Origin of the sequence: Cerasibacillus sp., from assembly GCF_036516575.1 — a bacterium.
GTDB lineage: Bacteria > Bacillota > Bacilli > Bacillales > Amphibacillaceae > Cerasibacillus.
Genome location: NZ_DATBTY010000024.1, coordinates 78,008 through 100,446 on the forward strand (window position 1 = coordinate 78,008; position 22,439 = coordinate 100,446).

The following is a 22,439-nucleotide window of genomic DNA, read 5'->3' on the forward strand; positions in this document are numbered from 1 at the left end:
ATTGGGATGTTGATGCTCTTTTCTTATGTTTTTACCTTTTTCGGTTGATGACTATATCTTACCTTTTCAATTTTTCGTTTTTCCTTAGCGAGTGATTTAGATAAGGAAACCATCATTAAAATCATGATGACTGAAAAAGGTAGGGCGGCAATAATTAAGGCGTTTTGCAAGGCTTGTAGTCCACCACTGTACAATAAAATCGCTGCCATAGAGGCAAGAATGATACCCCAAGTGATTTTGACATAGTTTGGTGGTGTTAGTGAACCATAAGTTGTTTGCATACCTAAAACAAATGTTGCTGAATCGGCAGACGTTATAAAGAATGTCCCGATTAATAGTACCGCAACAATTGATAGGATGGTGGAGAACGGTAAGTGCTCAAAAACAGCAAATAACACTTCTTCAGTGGCAAATTGGGTTAAGTCCGTTAGACCCGTTTGCTGTACTGAGATGGCTGTACTTCCGAAAGCTGTAAACCAAATAAAACTTACAATGGTAGGCAATAATAAAACACCGACTAAAAATTCGCGTATCGTTCGCCCTTTTGAGACGCGAGCAATAAAGACACCGACAAATGGTGTCCATGAAATCCACCAAGCCCAATAAAAGATGGTCCATCCATTAATCCATTCGCGTTGATCCGCCTGTAATGGTGCAATTCGAAAACTCATTTGAATAATATTTTGTATGTAAGCACCTAATGTATCTGTAAAGAAATTTAGTATAAACAACGTTGGTCCTATTAAGAACACTAACAATAGTAGAATAAAGGCTAGAATCATATTAATATTACTTAAATACTTAATTCCTTTCCCTAAACCAGACCAGGCAGATAGGATAAATAAACAAGTCACGATTGCGATAATAACGAGTTGCATCGTAAAGTTATTCGGAATACCAGCTAAGAATGATAGGCCACCATTTATTTGTGCCGCACCAAATCCTAGTGTTGTTGCCACTCCAATAACAGTCGTTGTCACAGCAATAATATCAATAACGTTTGCGACTTTATTATTCTTCCCTAGTATTGGGCTCAATGTTGCACTAATGAGACCGGGTTGGTTTTTACGGAAATTAAAATAGGCGAGGGACAGTCCAACAAGTGCATAGATTGCCCAAGCATGTATACCCCAGTGGAAAAAGGAAAAGCGCATGGATTCTTTTAAGGCAGGATCTGTACCTGCTTCTGAAAGCGGAGGTTGACTAGCATAATGATAAAGGGGTTCAGCAGCTCCCCAGAAGACTAAACCAATTCCCATGCCAGCACTAAACAACATGGCAAACCAAGTCGTTCTTGAGTATTCAGGTTTTTGGCCTTCCTTTCCTAGGCGGACAGAACCTACGGGGCTAAAAATTAAGATGATACAAAATAAAACGATGACTGAAACAATTATTAAATAATACCAACCGAAAGTTGAGGTTATAAATGCTTGTACATTTTCAGTTATATTCTCAAAGTGATTCGGTGCCACAACTCCAAGGATTACTGCAACGAGTAGAATACTTGCAGATATCCAAAAAACATTTGAAATTTTCTTCATCAAATTCTCCTTTATTTCGTTAAGGGAGACATGAAAAGGCTATTTTCCATTCGCTTTTTAAAATGCCTTTTTCCCTTACCTTTTACATACTAACAATGATGGTAATTTAGTTCAATTGATAGAACTAAGAAATTGATGAGAAATTAAACACTTAATTTTCCCTCGAATGATATATTTCCAACCTTTTAAAAAATACTATTGTAAACGCTTTCAATATCTGGTATTTTAATAGTGAGTTCATAACGAAGTGGCTTTTAATATTATTTTAATAGCGAATTAAAGAGACCTAACAATCTCCACATAGTAAATTTTCGAATTAGCTTGAAATTAGTTATTCTATATTATATAATCTAAACAATCAGTTTTTTGAATAATAATAATCAAACATACTTATCAAATTACTGTTTATTAAGAAGAAAAAATCATTTATAGTGGCTAAGGAAAAGAAATTGGAGAATGGGTAACAAAATGAACTTAAGACAACAGAGGAGATGGGGGGATTATATTGGCAGAGAGATTAATTGACATTAATAATTTAAAAACATCGTTTCGCATCGGTGACGATTACTATGCCGCTGTTGACGGTGTTTCGCTATCCTTAAATAAGAACGAAGTGTTAGCCATTGTGGGAGAGTCAGGCTGTGGAAAAAGCGCTCTCGCTTTTTCGATTATGGGGCTGCATAATCGTGCAAAAATTGAAGGTGAGATTTTATACCGTGATCATAATCTAGTTGATGTTAGTGAGAGCACATGGAGTAAGCTTCGTGGAAAAAACTTAGGTATGATTTTCCAAGATCCATTAACGGCACTGAATCCATTGATGACAGTGGGTGCCCAAATTAGTGAAGCTTTATTTTTACATAATCGTAAATTATCGAGTGAAGAAAGAAAAGCGAAAGTTATTGAGTTAATCGAGAAGGTAGGTATACCGCGTCCAGAACATGTTTATACGCAATATCCGCATGAATTATCTGGTGGAATGCGCCAGCGTGTCGTCATTGCAATTGCAATTGCGAATGACCCAGAGGTTTTAATTGCTGATGAGCCGACAACTGCGCTCGATGCAACGATTCAATCACAAATTTTAGATTTAATTAGGGAATTAAAAGAAACGATGAGTGCCGGTATTGTTTTAATTACACATGATTTAGGTGTTGTAGCCGAAATGGCTGACCGGGTGGCAGTGATGTACGCAGGCCAAATTGTCGAAATAGTTGACGTAAACCGACTATTTGAGAGTCCACTCCATCCTTATACGAGGTCTTTACTGAATTCGATACCGAATGCAGAAAAAGGTCAGGAAAAGCTCCATGTCATTCAAGGTATTGTCCCAGCATTACAGAATTTGCCACGAGAAGGCTGCCGCTTTAAAGAGCGGATTCCGTGGATTGATGAATCTGCACACGAAGAAAACCCTGAGTTGCATGAAGTGACACCTGGACACTTCGTTCGTTGTACATGTTATAAACAGTTTCATTTTCCAAATGAAGTGAAGGAGGACCAGGTACATGCCAATTCTTAAAGTAGAAGACTTAAAGGTGCATTTTCCAATCAAAGGTGGTATTTTTGGCCGTACGGTTGATCATGTGAAAGCGGTTGACGGTGTTTCTTTGGAAATTGAAAAGGGAACGACTTATGGACTCGTTGGTGAATCGGGTTCTGGAAAGACAACAACAGGGCGAGCGATTATTGGCTTAAATAAAATTACGTCTGGAAAAGTTTCCTTTGAAGGAAAAGATGTAACGAATCTAAGGAGAAGTCGAGCGAGTTTTCACCGCGATGTCCAGATGATATTCCAGGATCCTTACTCATCACTGAATCCGAAAAAGCGGGTGCTCGATATTGTTGCTGAACCGTTACGAAACTTTGAAAAAATGTCGCGTTCAGAGGAAAAGAAACGGGTTGAAGAATTATTAGAGTTAGTCGGATTAAGTCCGGAGAGTATTGTTAAATATCCGCATCAGTTCTCGGGAGGACAACGTCAAAGAATTGGGATTGCCCGTGCGATTGCGTTGAAGCCGAAACTTATTATTGCTGATGAACCAGTTTCAGCACTTGATGTTTCTGTACAAGCACAAGTTCTAAACTTTATGCAAGAAATTCAGAAAGAACTTGACTTAACATTTCTCTTTATTAGTCATGATTTAGGTGTCATTAGGCATATGTGTAATCAAATTGGAATAATGTATAGGGGGCGCTTTGTAGAAGAAGGCCTAACAGAGGACATTTTTAATAACCCTCAACATATATATACGAAACGTCTTGTAGCAGCTATACCTAATATCGATCCAGGTAAACGGGAAGACTCATTACAATTCCGCCAAGAAGTTGATAACGAATACAAAGAATCTTACGACAATTACTTTGATGAAGAGGGGCTAGCTTATAAATTGCAACCAGTAACCGACACGCATTTTGTAGCTTTGCCTGAGAAAGGTTGAGTGGTATGTGGAAATTTACAATACGACGTATATTAATCATGATTCCTCAAATTATTTTATTAAGTGTCTTAATTTTCATCCTAGCAAAAATGATGCCGGGTGATGCCCTAAGTGGAATGGTAGATCCGAATACATCTCATGAAACATTAGAGAAAATAAGGGAAGATCTTGGATGGAATGACCCTTGGCCAGTCCAATATGCTAATTGGGCCAAAGATTTAATTCAAGGTGATTTAGGACAGTCCTTTTTCTACAAGATGCCTGTAACTGAATTAATTGGGCAGCGACTTATTAATACGTTCTGGCTATCATTAGTGACGTTAATTTTAATCTATTTAATATCGATTCCACTTGGTATTATTAGTGGACGCTACAATAATACATGGGCAGATCAGCTCATTACCGGATATACTTATATTGGTTTTGCGACACCATTATTTATTTTTGGACTTGTTATGCTGTGGATTTTCGGTTATTATTTCGGTTGGTTTCCAACAGGTGGAAGTGTCGAACCCGGAATGGAGCCAGGAACGTTCTCATATGTTCTTAGCAAATTGAAGCACTTACTATTACCGGCTTTTTCATTAGCATTAATCGGTACGGTCGGTACGGTTCAATATTTGCGCAATGAAATCATTGATACGAAACAACGGGATTTTATTATAACAGCAAGAGCGAAGGGTGCACCTGAATCAAGAGTGTACAATCGTCATATTTTACGAAACTCATTATTACCGATTGCCGCATTTTTTGGTTATGAAATTACAGGATTAATCGGTGGAACCATTTTTATCGAGATGATTTATAGTTATCCTGGAATGGGTCAATTATTTATGGAATCCATTGTGTCACGAGATTATAGTGTCTCAACAGCACTTGTCTTATTGTATGGTATTGCCGCTATTTTAGGAGCGTTAATTTCGGATATTGTGTTAAGTATTGTTGACCCGCGTATACGGATTAAATAATCGTGTGAATAGGGAAGTAGTAAAATGAAAGGCACTCGAGGTGGATAATATGGATAAAGAAGCAGTGATTACATCTGAACAACTACAAGAAACGAATGTCAATCCTTCGGGGTTGAGGATTTTTTGGCGAGAAATTGTTCGAGATAAATTGGCGTTATTCTCTTTGATTTTCATAGTTGTTATTACAGCATTTGTGTTTATTACATCTGAAGTTTTAGACTATGAAGAGATTGTTAGGGTTGATTTATTTAATACACATGCACCGCCTTCATCCGACAACTGGCTTGGTACCGATTATGGTGGTCGGGATGTGTTTGGCCAATTAATTATCGGAACGCGTAATTCATTATCAATCGGTATATTAGTAACAGTCATGTCAGGAATAATTGGTATTGTTTTTGGATTGACTTCTGGTTATTTCGGTGGGACAGTCGATAACGTGTTTATGAGAATACTCGATTTCTTTATGATTTTACCTTTCTTAATGATTGTTATTACTTTTGTAGCAATCGTACCAAAGTACAGCATTATTTCATTTTCATTAATTATGACCGCTTTCTTATGGATGGGAATAGCTAGATTAGTACGTTCGAAAGCATTACAAGAACGAGAACTAGATTATGTTAATGCAGCGAAAACATTAGGAACGTCGAATTTTAAAATTATGTTTACACATGTATTTCCGAATTTGAGTTCGATTATTATCGTTAATATGACACTTAATTTGGCTGGAAATATTGGTATTGAATCTGGTCTATCGTTTTTAGGGTTTGGTTTCCCGGAGAGTACACCAAGTTTAGGAACACTTTTAAGCTATGCAACAAACCCAGCAACATTAGAGTATAGATGGTGGATTTGGTTACCAGCTGCGATCTTGATTTTATTACTGATGCTTAGTGTTCGTAATGTGGGAGAAGCCCTTAAGCGAGCGACTGATGCAAGACAAAGAAGAGGATAATTTGTAAATTTTAAAAGATTTAGTAACAAAAGACTTGATTTTTTCTAAAAATTAGGTATCTTAGTATAAAAGCAAGATAATTAAGATGTACAGGGAGCCATTTATTCCCTGCACAAAAAATTGTCAGAATCAAACAAAAAGGGAAAACAATAGATAAATTATAGGTTATACTATAACTTGTTTTTTCTAAAAAATCACATTCAACTCGGTATTAACATTAGTATTATTAGAATATTAATGTTTAATATACAATCCAAATCATATTGGATTAAAAGCTTAAAATACAAAGGGAGGTTATTTAAGCATGAAAAAGTCAAATCTTTTTCGATTAATACTAGCAGCCATGCTCGTATTAATGCTATCGTTAGTTGCTTGTAATAAGAGCGACGAGACCACAACGAAAGATAAAGGCGGTGATACAACAGAGCAGAAAAAAGGTGGCGATGATAAAGAAGGCGATGATAAGGAATCTGATTTACCGAAGCATGAAGAAGTTTTAAGTCAGTTTAGCCAAACGGCTACGAACACAGGTGAGCCACTTGAAGATGGAGAATTAACGTTTGGACTGGTATCAGCGGATCCTTTCAAAGGAACATTAAACTGGAACTTCTACTCAGGTGCACCAGATGCTGAAGTTCTAAAATGGTTTGATGAAAGTTTACTTGGCTTTGATGGTGACTTCCTTTATGATCAAACAGGAGCTGCGACATTTGAGCATGATGAATCAGGTAAAGTATTTACGTTTAAGTTAAAAGAAGGTATCAAATGGCATGATGGTGAGCCATTAACTGTAGAAGATTGGGTTTATGCTCATGAAGTAATTGCACACCCAGATTATACAGGTGTACGCTTCGACGAAACATTAAGAAATGTTGAAGGAATTGAGGAATATCATGAGGGTGAAGCGGATACGATTTCAGGTCTTGAAATTATTGATGACCATACATTAAAGATGACATTTAAGGAAGCGACGCCATCTTTATTAGCTGGTGGAATTTGGACGTATGCTTTACCGAAGCATATTTTCAAAGATATTCCTGTAAAGGATATGGAATCTTCTGATGCCGTTCGTAAGAATCCAATCGGAATTGGGCCTTATAAAGTTGAAAGCATTGTTCCAGGAGAGTCAGTTGTTTATTCTAGAAACGAAGACTATTGGCGCGGGAAACCAGCTTTAGCAAAAGTAACATTAAAAGTGGTGGCACCTTCAACGGTAGCTAAAGCACTTGAAACCGGTGAAGTTGATATGGTGGATGGCTTTAGTGCGGACCAGTATCCAGATAATAAAGATATGGAAAACGTTGAGTGGTTAGCAAGTATTGCTAACTCTTATAACTATATCGGATTTAAATTAGGAGAATGGGACTTCGACAATAAACAAGTTAAGACAGATTCAAAGAAGAAAATGTCTGACCCAGCATTACGCCAAGCAATGGCACATGCAATCGATGGGGATGCAATTGGTGAGAAATTCTACAATAACATTTATTGGGGAGCAAACTCACTCATCGACCCAGGTCACAGACTATACTATGACCACACATGGGAAGGCTTTGATTATGATTTAGATAAAGCGAATAAAATTCTAGATGATGCTGGCTATACTGAAAGAGATGCCGACGGATTCCGTAAGACGCCAGACGGTGAAGAATTAGTCATTAACTTCGCTGGCATGGATCGAGGAGACGATATCTCTGAACCATTGGCACAGTACTATTTACAACAGTGGAAGGAAATCGGTCTAAATGTCCAGTTAATCGATGGCCGTTTACTCACTTTCGAAGATTTCTATGACCGCGTTGGAAACGGTACTGACCAAGACGATCCGAACATTGATGTTTATGCAGGTGGTTGGGGAACGGGTTCAAACGTTGACCCATCCGGATTATACGGACGAAATGCAAAGTTTAACTTCTCACGTTATGCAAGTGAAGAAAACGATCGTTTACTAGCAGAAGGATTAGCAGAAGAATCATTTGATCTTGACCACCGTAGAGATGTTTACAAACAGTGGCATGAATTAATGATTAAAGATGTACCAGCATTTGCTATTCTTTACCGTTTAGATTTAACACCAGTTAATAAACGTGTAACAAATTATTCTGTTGACCCAGACTCTGAACTATTCCTTTATCAAATCGGAGTTACAGAAGAAGAACCGGTTAAAGCGAAGTAAAAAGCTTCAAAAAAGCTAGCACATTTTAACATGTGCTAGCTTTTTTATTTGACTAAATATACAATAGGGGGGTATAGTATAACTGAAATGACAATCCTAAGAGGTGATGAGATGGGAGAATATCTTCATGATCATCCGGTTACTCCGCGAACAGAAGATGAAAAGAAGGCGATTATTAATCGTCTGAAGCGTATAGAAGGTCAAGTTCGTGGTATCCAGAAAATGGTCGAAGATGATCGTTATTGTATAGATATTTTAGTGCAAATTAATGCCATCAATGCAGCGCTTAATAAGGTTGGATTGGCTGTTGGTGAAAGACATATGAAACATTGTGTCTCACATGCTGTTCAATCTGGCGAAGGAAATGCTGCGATTGAAGAATTAATCGACGTCATGAAACATTTCTCTAAATGAAAGAGGTGAATGTGAATGGATAAAGAAAAGAAACTTACTGTCGGCGTATCGGGTATGACCTGTGCAGCATGCTCGAGTCGTGTCGAGAAAGTATTAAATAAAATGACAGGTGTTGAAGCTGAAGTAAATTTAACGACGGAAAAGGCAAATATTCATTACGACCCGGAGTCCGTTTCTGTTGATGATATTACAGCTAAAATAGAACATTTAGGATATGGCGTGCAAGTTGAAAAGGCAGAATTTGATGTCTATGGAATGACATGTGCCGCATGTTCATCACGGATAGAGAAAGTATTGAACAAACAACAAGGTGTGCAAAAAGCGTCAGTCAACTTAGCGAATGAAACAGCCGTCGTTGAATACTATCCCGGGGTAATCGAAAGAGAGTCAGTCATTGATACGATTCATCGCTTAGGTTATGAAGCTAGTGAAAGAGTAGCAGAAGGTGCAAAACAGTCGCATCAAGAAAAGGAAATAACAGCGATGAAAAGAAAGTTATTGGTTTCTACTCTCCTATCAATACCGCTATTATTAACGATGTTAGATCATTTATTAGGTATCACTATTCCAAACCTTTTACTTAATCCATGGTTCCAATTTGCCTTAGCGACACCAATTCAATTTATAATAGGGTTCCAATTTTATAATGGTGCTTATCGTAGTTTAAGAAGTGGCAGTGCGAATATGGATGTTTTGGTTGCGCTTGGTACGAGTGCCGCTTACTTTTACAGTCTATATGAAGCAATTAAAACAATCGGTAATCCAACATATACCCCGCACTTGTATTTTGAAACGAGTGCTATCTTAATTACTCTTATTTTATTAGGGAAGTATTTAGAGAAGAATGCAAAATCTAGAACGACGGATGCCATTTCTAAGTTACTCCATCTTCAAGCGAAGGAAGCACGTGTCCTAAGAGATGGAGAAGAAGTGATGGTTCATATCGATAAAGTGAAAGAAGGCGACTATTTATTAGTTAAGCCAGGCGAGAAAATACCAGTAGACGGTATCGTTGTAAAAGGTCGAACATCTGTTGATGAATCGATGCTGACAGGTGAATCGATACCAGTTGAAAAAGACCTCGAATCTACTGTTATTGGTGCAACGCTTAATAAGAGTGGAGCCATTGAGATGAAAGCAACTAAAGTAGGCAAAGATACGGCTCTCGCTTCGATTGTTAAAGCGGTCGAAGATGCTCAAGGTTCTAAGGCACCGATCCAACGTATGGCCGATGTGATTTCCGGTTATTTCGTGCCGATTGTCGTTCTCATTGCAATCATCACATTTACCGTTTGGATCACGCTTGTTACACCTGGAGACGTCGAACCGGCTCTTGTTAGTGCAATTGCTGTTCTCGTGATTGCTTGTCCTTGTGCGCTTGGTTTAGCAACACCGACATCGATTATGGTTGGGACAGGAAAGGGTGCTGAAAATGGTATCCTATTTAAAGGAGGAGAACATTTAGAGCGTACCCATAAAATAAACACCATTATTTTAGATAAAACAGGAACACTAACAAAAGGGAAACCTGAAGTGACAGATTATACAGGAGATAAAGATGTTCTACAATTAGTAGCTAGTGCGGAAAGAAGTTCTGAACATCCGCTTGCTGAAGCTATTGTTGCTTATGCAACAGAAGAGTTAATCGACTTACTTGAGGTGGAAGAGTTTTCAGCCATTCCTGGTCACGGTATAGAAGCAAAAGTTTCTAATCAACATGTGCATGTTGGAACAAGAAGACTGATGACAAAGATTGGTATCGATGTATCTCATCTTGAAGCAGATATTCAAGCCTTAGAGTCTGCAGGAAAAACGACGATGCTTATTGCTATCAATCGTGAATATCATGGGATGATTGCTGTAGCCGATACGTTAAAAGAAACCGCTCGAGAAGCCGTTGAGCAATTAAAAGCTGATGGCATCAATGTGTTAATGCTAACGGGTGATAATAAACGTACAGCAGAAGCGATTGCCAAGCAGGCTGGAATCGACCATGTCATGGCTGAAGTCCTTCCTGAGGAAAAAGCGGAAAAAGTAAAAGAAATCCAACAACAAGGAAAAGTCGTTGCCATGGTTGGCGATGGAATCAATGATGCTCCAGCATTAGCGACGGCTGATATCGGTATTGCCATTGGCACTGGGACAGAAGTAGCGATTGAAGCTGCTGATGTAACTATTTTAGGTGGCGAATTATTACTCATTCCAAAAGCCATCCATTTAAGTCATGCGACCATTCGAAATATTAAACAAAACTTGTTCTGGGCTTTAGCCTATAACAGTGCAGGTATTCCAATTGCTGCTTTTGGATTATTAGCCCCATGGATTGCAGGTGCAGCCATGGCATTTAGCTCTGTGAGTGTTGTGACAAACTCGCTTCGCTTGAAACGAGTAAAAATATAAAGTAATCTATTTTTGAAAGGGGATGTATCTATGAAAACGACATTAAAAGTACAAGGTATGACATGTGGACATTGTGAGGCTGCCGTAAAAGGAGCACTTGAAAATATAAGTGGTGTATCACATGTTGATGTTCATTTAACAAGTGGAAAAGTCGATGTGACACATGAATCTGAAGTTGATGTACAAGCCTTGCGTGATGCTGTTGAAAACCAAGGTTATGATATAGTCGAATAACAAACAGGCTGATTTCCTAGGAAGTTTTAGGAAATCAGCTTTTTTAAATAAAGAAAGGATGAGAAAACATTAAATATCCAATGACTGAGCATGGCCTGAAAAAACTAAAAGAAGAGTTAAAAGTACTTGAGTCAATTGAATGGCCAAGAGCGAATGCCAGCGTTAAAAAGGCGCGTCGTTTTTGTGATTTTAGTGAAGATCCGACATTTCATGAAGCGGTCAATGAGCTCGCATCATTAAATCAACGTCGAAAAGAACTTGAACATATGATTCGCCATGCAGCCATTATAGAAAATGCTTCGTCACATATCGTTAGATTAGGAAGCAAAGTCACTTTTCAGGAGCTATCTAACGGTGACATACAGACATTTACAATTGTTGGGGCAACTGAGGCAGACCCGTTAAATGAGACGATTTCAAATGAATCCCCTCTAGCTAAAAGTTTATTAGGCGCTAAAATGAAAGATATCGTATCCCTTCATGTCCCGGATGGAGAAATAAAAGTAAAAATATTAGATATTCGTTAGTTAGGAGCTCTTTATTCAAATTTCGTGCTAATATAAGATAAAAAGGGGGGGCTTTAATGGAGGATAAACGGCAGAAAATTATCGAAAGACTTGAAAAACATTTACGAAAGACACGACGAGAACTCATCAAAATGGATACCGAAGAAGAGGCTATCCAATTTTTAATCGATTCCTTTATTGATGAACTGTACTGTGATTTCGTCGGTGTCATTCTCGTACAAGATGATGAATTTATACCTAAAGCATGGGAAGGTGATGTATCTAAAGTTGAAACAGCTTTTCCATTAAGAAGAGAAAATTGTTCTCCAAAATTAGTTTCCCAAAGTTTACGCTATGTCGATAAAGACTTGCTCGGTCAATGTCAATTATCCCAACATTTAGAGGATGTTGGAGTTGAAACGTGGTTTACTGTTCCCTTATTAGATGGGGAGAACAAGTTTGGATTTTGTATTATTGGTTTTTATACGTACATCCCCTTGTTAGATATGTATCATATTTTTGATGAATTTGGTCAAGATGTTGCTGTTGCCATTTCAATGGCTCGACAAAAAAATAAGCAATTAAAGGAATTAAAAGAAATTGATTGGGTGCAATATTTTTCAATTAATAAATCATTAGAAGAAAGTATTCGTGAATTTACATTACGGGCCGCTAATGTAACGAATGCGTCATCAGCATGCTTTTATTTATATAATGAAAAGGCAGGTTATTTTAAACTACAAACACCAACTTTTGGTGATGCCTTTTTTAATGAAATAATTAACGTTAGTCAGCAAAATAAATTAGGAACATACTTTTCAAACTTTGAACAATCGGGGGGAAATGAGCTGACAGTTCCTGTTGTCATAGATTTAGAAATCCTCGGTGTACTATATGTATCAAATAAAAAGGATGGTATGTTTTTCACGAATGATGATCAATATGCTTTACGTTTACTGACAGATCATGTTGCTATTTTACTTGAAAATACGAGGCTCTATAATAAAGAGAAAGAACAACGGAATCGCTTAACATATTTATTAGACTATCAACAAGCACTCGTTAAAGAAACTGTCAGACATGATGATTTATACGGTGTGACAATGATGATTAGCGAATTGTTTCAGCAATCCGTTATTTTATTAGATCGATTTTTACAACCAATCACATGGGAGATTGTGAATAACGAATTGACGATTTTAGAACACTTAAAACAGGTGGACCATTATCAAATAAATGCTCCGGACGTTATACATTTCCTGGAAGAAAAGCAATTTTCCGTTTGGTCGATCAATGGGGTGAATGATTTATTAGGTTATTTGGCTATTAAGGTGGATAAGGAAACACTGGATGAACTTGATCAATTAATGATTACTGTAGCAAGAAATGTCTGCTCCATCCAGTTTATAAAGCAGAAATTAGTTATTGATGCAAACGAACAAGCGAAAGAAACATTTATGGACCAGCTTCTCGTTAAGAATATTTCTGATAAAGACCGCCTTCTCCAATATGCCAATTTATTTCAATGGGATATTTACGAACCGCACTGGGTTGCTACTTTAGCAATTGAAATAACAGAAAAGACAGAGATGAATTTATTAGAGCAGATCACTCAGAAAGAAACGATTTGGGATCATATCTTACATAGAGAGCTCGTACAAGTCAATCAGCTTTTTTCGGCACCTTATCATGAACATGTTGTCTTATTCATACCAGAAAAACAATTTAACATAGAACGCTGGAATGCATTTTATCAAGCAATCAGAAAAGCGGCTTCTGAAACAGAAATACCTTGTCAGACATACCTAGGTATCGGTCATGTTGCCACATCGATTGATGCGTATTATACAAGCTATCAGCAGTCGTTACAAGCGTTAAATATCGTTAAAAATCGCTTATCATCTAAAGGCTATGCCCGATTTGAAGAATTGGGATCATATACGATTCTCCACCGATTAGATGAAAACATAACGACCTTATTTATGGAAGACCAGCTCGGTGTGATTCGAGCGTATTCTGAAGAAAATAATGTCGATTTATGGCATACATTGCGTGCTTATTTACAATATAATGGTAACGTAAAGCGTACGGCGGAAAAATTATTCATGCATCGTAGTACATTAATTTATCGGTTAGAAAAAATAGAAGAAATTCTGGATGTTGATTTATCTAATGCAGAAACTCGGTTCGATCTTATGATGGCATATAAATTATATGATATGAAAGAAAATCAATAACAATACGATGTCACCTGGCTCTATGTATTCACAGGAGTCAGGTTTTCTTTTTTGTACAAAATGTTCAAATATGAATTGTTATTTCATACACTTTGTAGATACAAATAGTTATGTAAGCGCTTTATAATAAAGGTGGTATTGATATTAAAACAAAAATAATTATAGGGGGTGCCCGATGTGGCAGTCAAAACAATCGGAGTTGTTGGAGCGGGAGCAATGGGAACTGGCATTGCGAATCTTGCTGCAATGAGTGGTTTTGAAGTTGTATTAAGAGATATAGAGGAGCGTTTCTTGGATAATAGCAAGAAGCGAATGAATGCATTTATGGAGAAATCTGTAGCACGTAATAAAATGACGGCAGATGAGAAGGAAGCTGCTCTTAACCGTATTAAGACGACAACGGATTTAAAAGATTTAAAAGACGTTGATTTTGTTATTGAAGCCGTTCTTGAAGATATGGAATTGAAAAAGAGCGTATTCAAAGAGCTTGATGAAGTTACGAGAGATGATGTCATCTTAGCAACGAATACTTCATCTATGTCAATCACTGAAATAGCAGCTGCTACGAAGCGTCCTGAGTGTGTTGCTGGTTTTCACTTTTTTAATCCGGCACAAATTATGAAGCTCGTGGAAATTGTTCGTGGTTTTAATACAAGCGATGAAACGGTAGATAGATTAAAAGAAATCGCCGAGCAATTAAACAAAGAATATGTTGTCGTTAACAAAGATACGCCTGGGTTCATTGTAAACCGGGTTATGATTCCACACTTCATTGAATCAATTCGTTTATTAGAAGAAGGTGTTGCTTCAGCAGAAGATATCGATAAAGCAGTGAAGTTTGGATTAAATTACCCAATGGGGCCATTTGAATTACAAGATTATGCTGGTGTTGATATCGGCTATCATGTGATGGAATATTTCCGCAAAGAGTTTGATGATACCCGTTTTTCACCACCGCTTTTATTAAAACAAATGATGAGCGCTGGTCGATTTGGCCGCAAATCAGGCGCAGGATTTTATGATTATGAATGAGAGGAGAAAAATAAATGAATTATGAGTACCTTTTATTAGATGTAGATAATCATATTGCAACGGTAACGATTAACCGTCCACCTGTCAATCCATTAAACAGTGTTGTTTTTAAAGAAATTGGTCTCATGATGGATGAGCTCGATCAGCGTGATGATGTTAGAGTTATTGTTTTAACAGGTAGTGGTGATAAAGCGTTTGTTGCTGGTGCAGATGTAAACGAAATGGCGGATGTTAATTTAACAGAAATCAATAAAATGAATAAAGTATCGCGCGCAGCCTTCGCAAAAGTGGAAAATGCGACTAAACCAGTTATCGCTGCGATTAATGGTGTTGCTTTAGGTGGTGGATTTGAATTAGCCCTTGCTTGTGATTTGAGAATTAGTAGCGAAAAAGCTCAGTTTGCTTTTCCTGAAGTAGGTTTGGGAATAATCCCTGGCGGCGGGGGCACACAACGCTTACAAAAAATTGTCGGACAAGGTATAGCGAAAGAATTACTCTACTTTGGCGACATGTTAAGTGCGAAAAAAGCTGAAGTCTATCATATTGTTAACAAAGTAGTCGCTCATGAAGAAGTGCTCGACACAGCGAAAGAATGGGCAACGAAACTAGCTAAAAAACCACCAATTGCCTTACAAATGTTGAAGCTAGCTGTAAATAAAGGAAGTAATACGGATATTGATACAGGTTTAATTATTGAAAGTACATGCTTCGGCAATGTGTTCGCAACCGAAGATGCAAAAGAGGGTATGCGAGCTTTCACTGAAAAAAGGAAGCCTGTTTTCAAAGGAAAGTAAGTCAGAACGGGTGGTTTAGTAACCACCCGATTTTCAAGAAAAAAGAGAGGTGTACAATCATGAGTAAAGTCGTTATTACGAGTGGTGCACGAACAGCTGTCGGTGCCTTTTTAGGGGGATTAAAAACAGTTCCAGTGGAAGAATTAGCATCGATTGCCATTAAAGGGGCGTTAAAGCGTTCAAACATAGATGGAAAATTAGTTGATGATGTTGTGATGGGACATGTCGAATCTTCAGGTGATGCACCTAACTTAGGGAGAAACGCTGCTTTGTTAGCAGGGCTTGATCATGTACCAGGTTATACAGTGAACCGAATTTGTGGTTCAGGGTTACAGTCGATTGTTAATGGGACGCAAGATATTTTAACAGGTAATTCAGAGATTGTTGTTGCTGGAGGTGCAGAAAGTTTATCACGTGCGCCATATTACTTACCGTTAGAAGTGCGCTATCAAGGATTTCGTATGGGGAATCAGGAATTAAAGGATGCTAATACGAAATACCACCACAATGCCCAGCCTTATCCACAATATCCAGTCATGCATATGGGAAATACAGCAGAAAATGTCGTTAAAAAATACAATATTTCAAGAGACGACCAAGATTTGTTCGCCTATAATAGCCAAATGCGTGCGAAAGCAGCACAGGAAAATGGTCGCTTTAAGAAAGAAATTGTACCCGTTGAAGTAAAGGGAAGAAAAGGGAAAGTAACTGTTGTGGACACGGATGAACATCCAAGACCAGATACAACATTAGATGTGTTGGCGACATTAAGCCCTGCATTTGAAAAAGACGGAACTGTCACAGCAGGAAATAGTTCTGGTTTAAATGATGGTGGAGCAGCGCTTGTATTAATGAAGGAAGAAAAAGCTAAAGACTTAAATGTAGAGCCGTTAGCTGAAGTGGTTGATTTTGCTGCCGCAGGTTTAGATCCAACATTAATGGGCCTAGGGCCAGCTTATGCCATTAAAAAGCTACTTGACAAAGTCGGCATGACAAAGGAAGAGATTGATTTATATGAAATAAATGAAGCGTTTGCTGGACAAATGTTGGGTGTCATGAAGGAAATGGATATGTATTTAGAACACCCACTTTATAAACGTTTAAATGTAAACGGGGGTGCTATCGCACTTGGTCATCCACTTGGAATGAGCGGTACGCGTATTACACTTTCATTAGTGTATGAATTAATCGAAAGAAATTTAAAGTACGGGATTGCAAGTGCCTGTATTGGTGGCGGTATGGGTATTGCACTTTTAATTAAAAATCCAAATGTGTAAATGAAGGAAATGATTCATCTTAATCGATAAGGGGGATGATCATGAGTAAAATTATTTCAGCTAAAGAAGCAGCACAATTAATAGCGGATTATGCAACGATAGGGACAAGTGCTTCATCGGGTCTAGCTGGTTTACCAGAAGAATTACTCATTGCGATTCGTGATCGGTACTTAGAAGAGGAACATCCAAGGGACATCACATTTATTCATTCATCAGGTATCGGCAATAATACCGAGGGACGAGGTGCTGATCATCTAGCATACAAAGGATTGACGAAACGAATTATTTCTGGGCACCCAGGGTTTTCCCATCGTATGGCTCGGTTTATTTCTGAAGGAAAAGTCGAAGCGTATCTCTTTCCGCAAGGCACGATTGCGCAAATCTGGCGTTCAACGGCAGGTAACAAGCCAGGGTTAATTACAAAGATTGGTTTAAATACGTATGTTGACCCACGTGTTCAAGGTGCTAAAGCAAATGATAGGACAACAGAAGACTTGATTGATGTCATTGAACTAAATGGTGAGGAGTGGTTACATTATCATAATTTCCCCATTGATGTTGCAATTATTCGCGGCTCAACAGCTGATATTAATGGTAATATAACGACAGAGCGTGAAATAGCGAATTTTGAAATTCTTCCCGTCGCGATGGCAGCCAAGAACAATGGTGGGATCGTTATTGCTCAAGTAGAAAATATAGCAGAAGCTAATTCGTTAAATCCGAAGCAGGTAAAAGTTCCTGGGGTACTTGTCGATTATATTGTCGTCGCTAAACCAGAAAACCACTACCAAACGATGCGTCAATATTATGACCCAGCACTGTCTGCTGAATTAAAAGTACCGACAGATACGATTCCAAAAATGCCTTTAAATGCACGGAAAATTATCGCAAGGCGTGCTGCAATGGAATTAGAACCTCATTCAATTGTTAATTTAGGAATCGGCATGCCTGACGGAGTTTCAAGTGTGGCTGCTGAGGAAGGGGTATCCGATGAGATTACTTTAACCGTTGAGTTCGGAATTTTTGGAGGCCTACCAGCTCTAGGTTATGACTTTGGTTCGAGTTATAATGCCGAAGCATATATTGATCACCCTTCAATGTTTGATTTTTATGATGGTGGTGGATTGGATGCAACCTTCTTAGGGTTTGCTCAATTGGATCAATTTGGCAATGTGAATGTGAGTCAACTAGGGACAAAAGTAATCGGTCCAGGTGGCTTTATTAATATTAGTCAATCTTCCAAGAAAGTTGTCTTTGTCGGAACATTTACTGACGGGCTAAAAGTGAATATTGATAATCAAGCCTTGCAAATAACGGATCATGGTAAAACCAAAAAATTGATTCCACAGGTTGAACAGATTACATTTAGTGGAAAGTTTGCATCAGATCACGATTTACCAGTACTTTATATTACCGAACGAGCCGTCTTTGATTTAATAGATGGGCGTTTACGTTTGATTGAGATTGCACCAGGTATTGATTTGGAAAATGATGTTTTAGCATGGATGGATTTCAAGCCGTTAATAGCAGATCAAATTAAGGAAATGGATCCAGCTATTTTTAATGAAACATGGGGCGGATTAAGAAAAATTATGGATACCAAAAAAGCAACATGTTAATCTGCACAATAATTTGTTTTCAATATGGGTGAATTCTATAGCAGTTGACATACACGAAGACTCCTGCGGGAAAAGCTAGGCTAGCGAGACCCCACAGAACGAAACGTCAGTGAAGTTCGAGGAGGCTCGCAGACCGCCCGAGGAAAGCGAAGTGTATGTCAATTGCGGGACCGTAGCAACACTCATAATGAAAATGATTATATAAAAGTAGCGCATCAAAAAACTAGGGGGGCTTTATTGTGAATATTAATGAGCAATTATCTATCATGGTCCAATATAATCCACACCATCCTGCATATATATTTGAAAATCAGGTAACGACATATCGTGAGTTTTTAATAGAGGTCAACCGTGTTGCATCTGGTTTAAGAACATTAGGCTATAAAAAGGGAGATCATCTTGCCTTAATTGCTTGGAATAGTCCTTATTTCTTAGTGACCATGTATGCAGCATTGAAGATCGGTGCAGTGATTATTCCCATTAATCCTATGTATACCCCTAGTGAGATGAAATATATTTTAGAAAATGGGAATGTATCAGCCATTATCGCAATGGATGTTATATTAAAAGACCTTGACGTCATTAGTGATGAGATATCATTTGTTAGACATATTATTTCTTGCCCGACAAATAGTGACATTGCTCATAACACATATTCGTTTGCACCGAGATTGTACCATTTTTCCCATTTGATCCAATCAGGTGACGATGAAATGATACAATCTCAGGTCGAAGCAGATGACCCAGCGATTATTCTATATACATCAGGAACAACTGGACATCCAAAGGGGGCAGTGTTATCTCATAGGAGTGTCTACTATGGAGCGAAAAGTTTTGCGGAACATTTCAATATTAAAAGAGGAGACCGCATGATTACAACTTTGCCAATGTACCATGTATTTAGCTTAATGGTGGCAGTTAATGGACCACTTGTGCATGGCGCGACACTACTCTTAATGCAAGACTTTTCACCGAATAAAGTGTTTCGTTTAGCAAAAGCGTATCAGGCGACTGTTTTTGCTGGGGTTCCGACCATGTTTAGTTATTTGTTACAAAACGAAACCGACAATCAAGTCAAGCGAGAAAGTTTTCAGTCAATCCGTTGTTGTGCTTCAGGTGGAGCACCATTTCCAGTCACCTTAATTGAGGAGTTTGAAAAGCTCTTTCAAGTACCTGTTATAGAAGGTTATGGACTAACCGAAGCAGCACCAGTATCTTTTAATCCACTTCATGGGCCAACAAAGCATGGTTCAATCGGAGTGCCAGTCCCTTATATGAAAGCTAGGGTAGTTAATGAACATGGGAATGCTGTTGGGGTTGGTGTAGAAGGTGAACTGGTCGTTCAAGGAGAAGCGATGATGACAGCGTATTACCAGCAACCGGAAGATACAGCGATGGCCATGAGAGATGGCTGGTTTTATACGGGGGATATGGCTATACAAGATGAAGATGGTTATTTTTACATCATAGATCGGAAGAAAGATGTCATTATTGTCAACGGGTATAATGTTTATCCACGAGAAATAGAAGAAGTGCTTTATAGTCATCCGAATGTGATTGAAGTAGCAATTATTGGAGGCCCTCATCCAGATTCAGGTGAAGAAGTGATTGGATGCGTTGTTGTTGATGATAAGACGATTACAGAAGAGTCATTAACTAATTACTGTAAGCGCTATCTAACGAGCTATAAGGTACCTAATCGCTTTGAATTTATGGATGAACTACCGAGAAATACGACAGGTAAAATATTGAAGACGGTCCTTAAAAGCCATGTGTAATAATTATTAATAAGGAAAGGGATGTGTTTCATGAGTCAATTAAAAGATCTCGTACCGGGTTGTTCCTTTTTAGTCGATGACATTGAACATATTGTGACACCAGAAGATTTTACCGATGAGCATCAGATGATTGCTCGAACGACGGAAGAATTTTTAGATAAAGAAATTTTACCGAAAATGGAACATCTTGAAAATCAAGAGATAGAATATACAGTCGATTTATTAAAGCAAGCTGGAGAACTCGGGTTACTAAGTGCAGATATTCCTGAAGCGTATGGTGGATTAGCTTTAGATGCCGTTAGTTCGGCATTAATTACTGAAAAATTATCTGTTGCAGGTGGTTTTTCTGTATCACATAGCGGTCATGTAGGGATTGGTTCATTACCTATTATTTACTTTGGTAATGAAGACCAAAAGAAAAAGTATCTACCCAAACTTGCAACAGGAGAATTGCTTGCAGCTTATGCTTTAACAGAACCTGCCTCAGGATCTGATGCGTTAGGTGCACGGGCGACAGCTAAATTAAATGATGCTGGCACACATTATATTTTAAACGGCGAAAAGCAATTTATTACAAATGCCGGTTTTGCTGATGTCTTTATCGTTTATGCTAAGATTGACGGCAAACATTTTTCAGCTTTCATTGTAGAGCGTGATTTTCCGGGTGTTTCGACGGGACCGGAGGAAAAGAAAATGGGTCTGAAGAGCTCATCTACCCGTACATTAATTTTAGAAGATGCTGAAGTTCCTGTTGACAATTTATTAGGAGAAAAAGGGCGCGGCCATATTATTGCTTTTAATATTTTAAATGTTGGTCGATCTAAATTGGCAATCAGTAGTGTTGGAGCAACAAAACGTGCTCTTGAATTAGCAACAACGTATACAAATGAACGTGAACAGTTTAACCAACCTTTATCGCGTTTTACATTAACGCAAAACAAGTTAGCGACAATAGCCACTGAGTTATATGCTCATGAAAGTGCCGTATATCGTACAGTTGGCCTTTATGATCAACGAATTGGTAGTTTATCGATAGAGCAATTAAAAGATGGGCGGGAAGTAGCGAATGCCATTGCAGCTTATCAAGTAGAATGTTCGATTAATAAGTATACATGCACAGAGTTACTAGATCGTTCGGTCGATGAGGCCCTTCAATTACATGGTGGATATGGTTTTGTACAAGAATATGAGATTGAGAGAATGTATCGTGACTCGCGTGTGAATCGTATTTTTGAAGGAACAAATGAAATTAATCGCATTCTCGTACCTAGACAATTATTAAAACTAGCAGCTAGTGGTCAACTATCTCTCTTTGCTAATATTGAACAAAGTCAAAAAGAACTTTTATCCCCTTATCAGGTAAAAGACGAACACGTATTAGCGAAAGAAAAAGTGGTGCTAAACAAAGCGAAACACCTTTTCCTATACGTTATCCATCATTTAAATGAAAACTATCAAGAAAAACTAGAATTTGAACAAGAGCTTTTAGTCAATTTGGCAGATATAGTTGCTCATATTTATAATATGGAATCAGCCATTTTACGAACTGAAAAAGCCATTCAAGCTACTGGAAAAGAAAAGAGCGCTTTAAAACGCCTCTATACAGAAGTATACGTTCAAGAAACGATAGAGAAAATTGTAACTGACGCGAAACATTCTCTCTTGGCCACTGAAGAAAATAATTCACAACAAGACATTCGAGCTGCTTTAGACGAATTTATTCGCCAAGTTACTATCAATATCATACCGAAAAAACGTGAGATAGCTAGAAAGGTCATAGAAGAAGAAAAATATGTTGTATAATGTCGAGGGACTCGGACATAACTAGCATAAAATAATGATCAAAGATTGGTACATCGTATTTTGTTTATTGGAACAAGAGACAGGATTTGGAAGAAACTTTGTATAGTTTGTTATAAAGAAAAATAATCATCCACTCCTTTTCCTTAGGGGTGGATCCCTTTTTAAAATCATATCATAGGTGTTATCATGACGTCTCGAAGCGCAGACTTCCAATGTGAGCTAACTTTCACTATCATCGCTGACTTACATACCATTGCCCGC

17 protein-coding genes are annotated in these 22,439 nt (G+C 38.0%); 16 read left to right on the plus strand and 1 reads right to left on the minus strand.

From position 1 onward, the window contains the following. Positions 1-23: 23 nt before the first annotated feature. Positions 24-1,541, minus strand: a complete 1,518-nt coding sequence (locus VIG73_RS04280; protein ID WP_331639299.1) for a glycine betaine uptake BCCT transporter — start codon at positions 1,539-1,541, stop codon at positions 24-26. A 505-nt stretch (positions 1,542-2,046) separates the two neighbouring features. Between VIG73_RS04280 and VIG73_RS04285 the strand changes: the two genes are divergently transcribed. From VIG73_RS04285 to VIG73_RS04360, 16 genes are all read left to right on the plus strand, one after another. Beyond that, on the plus strand, positions 2,047-3,063 hold the full coding sequence (locus VIG73_RS04285) for an ABC transporter ATP-binding protein (RefSeq protein WP_331639301.1): 1,017 nt from the start codon (positions 2,047-2,049) through the stop codon (positions 3,061-3,063). Then, positions 3,050-3,982, plus strand: coding sequence for an ABC transporter ATP-binding protein (locus VIG73_RS04290; RefSeq protein WP_331639303.1), 933 nt, complete (start codon positions 3,050-3,052; stop codon positions 3,980-3,982). The genes VIG73_RS04285 and VIG73_RS04290 overlap by 14 nt, the downstream gene beginning before the upstream one ends. A gap of 5 nt (positions 3,983-3,987) precedes the next feature. Next, positions 3,988-4,950, plus strand: a complete 963-nt coding sequence (gene opp4B / locus VIG73_RS04295; protein WP_331639305.1) for an oligopeptide ABC transporter permease — start codon at positions 3,988-3,990, stop codon at positions 4,948-4,950. 49 nt (positions 4,951-4,999) lie between these two features. Beyond that, positions 5,000-5,908: an ABC transporter permease gene (locus tag VIG73_RS04300; RefSeq protein WP_331639307.1), complete on the plus strand. Its 909-nt coding sequence runs from the start codon at positions 5,000-5,002 to the stop codon at positions 5,906-5,908. 304 nt (positions 5,909-6,212) lie between these two features. Next, a complete protein-coding gene (locus VIG73_RS04305) occupies positions 6,213-8,084 on the plus strand; it encodes an oligopeptide ABC transporter substrate-binding protein (protein ID WP_331639309.1) in 1,872 nt (623 codons plus the stop codon). A 111-nt stretch (positions 8,085-8,195) separates the two neighbouring features. Beyond that, on the plus strand, positions 8,196-8,498 hold the full coding sequence (locus tag VIG73_RS04310; protein ID WP_331639311.1) for a metal-sensitive transcriptional regulator: 303 nt from the start codon (positions 8,196-8,198) through the stop codon (positions 8,496-8,498). 15 nt (positions 8,499-8,513) lie between these two features. Further along, positions 8,514-10,898, plus strand: coding sequence for a heavy metal translocating P-type ATPase (locus VIG73_RS04315; RefSeq protein ID WP_331639313.1), 2,385 nt, complete (start codon positions 8,514-8,516; stop codon positions 10,896-10,898). 30 nt (positions 10,899-10,928) lie between these two features. Then, positions 10,929-11,132 (plus strand): cation transporter, encoded by a 204-nt coding sequence (locus tag VIG73_RS04320; RefSeq protein ID WP_331639315.1) that lies wholly within the window; start codon positions 10,929-10,931, stop codon positions 11,130-11,132. An 80-nt stretch (positions 11,133-11,212) separates the two neighbouring features. Then, positions 11,213-11,659 carry a transcription elongation factor GreA gene (gene greA / locus VIG73_RS04325; protein ID WP_331639317.1) on the plus strand — a complete coding sequence of 149 codons (447 nt, stop codon included), beginning with the start codon at positions 11,213-11,215 and terminating at the stop codon, positions 11,657-11,659. 56 nt (positions 11,660-11,715) lie between these two features. Continuing rightward, the gene (locus VIG73_RS04330) at positions 11,716-13,875 is read left to right on the plus strand and encodes a helix-turn-helix domain-containing protein (RefSeq protein ID WP_331639319.1); all 2,160 of its coding nucleotides are present in this window, start codon (positions 11,716-11,718) and stop codon (positions 13,873-13,875) included. Between the two features lie 177 nt (positions 13,876-14,052). Beyond that, positions 14,053-14,907 (plus strand): 3-hydroxyacyl-CoA dehydrogenase family protein, encoded by an 855-nt coding sequence (locus VIG73_RS04335; RefSeq protein WP_331639321.1) that lies wholly within the window; start codon positions 14,053-14,055, stop codon positions 14,905-14,907. Between the two features lie 14 nt (positions 14,908-14,921). Then, positions 14,922-15,701, plus strand: coding sequence for an enoyl-CoA hydratase-related protein (locus VIG73_RS04340; protein WP_331639323.1), 780 nt, complete (start codon positions 14,922-14,924; stop codon positions 15,699-15,701). A gap of 59 nt (positions 15,702-15,760) precedes the next feature. Next, positions 15,761-16,978 carry a thiolase family protein gene (locus tag VIG73_RS04345; RefSeq protein ID WP_331639325.1) on the plus strand — a complete coding sequence of 406 codons (1,218 nt, stop codon included), beginning with the start codon at positions 15,761-15,763 and terminating at the stop codon, positions 16,976-16,978. Positions 16,979-17,019: 41 nt separating this feature from the next. Next, positions 17,020-18,597, plus strand: a complete 1,578-nt coding sequence (locus VIG73_RS04350; RefSeq protein ID WP_331639327.1) for an acyl CoA:acetate/3-ketoacid CoA transferase — start codon at positions 17,020-17,022, stop codon at positions 18,595-18,597. Positions 18,598-18,836: 239 nt separating this feature from the next. Next, positions 18,837-20,375 carry a long-chain-fatty-acid--CoA ligase gene (locus VIG73_RS04355; RefSeq protein ID WP_331639329.1) on the plus strand — a complete coding sequence of 513 codons (1,539 nt, stop codon included), beginning with the start codon at positions 18,837-18,839 and terminating at the stop codon, positions 20,373-20,375. Between the two features lie 30 nt (positions 20,376-20,405). Then, complete coding sequence (locus VIG73_RS04360) at positions 20,406-22,178, plus strand: acyl-CoA dehydrogenase family protein (protein ID WP_331639331.1); 1,773 nt, start codon at positions 20,406-20,408, stop codon at positions 22,176-22,178. Positions 22,179-22,439 lie beyond the last annotated feature (261 nt).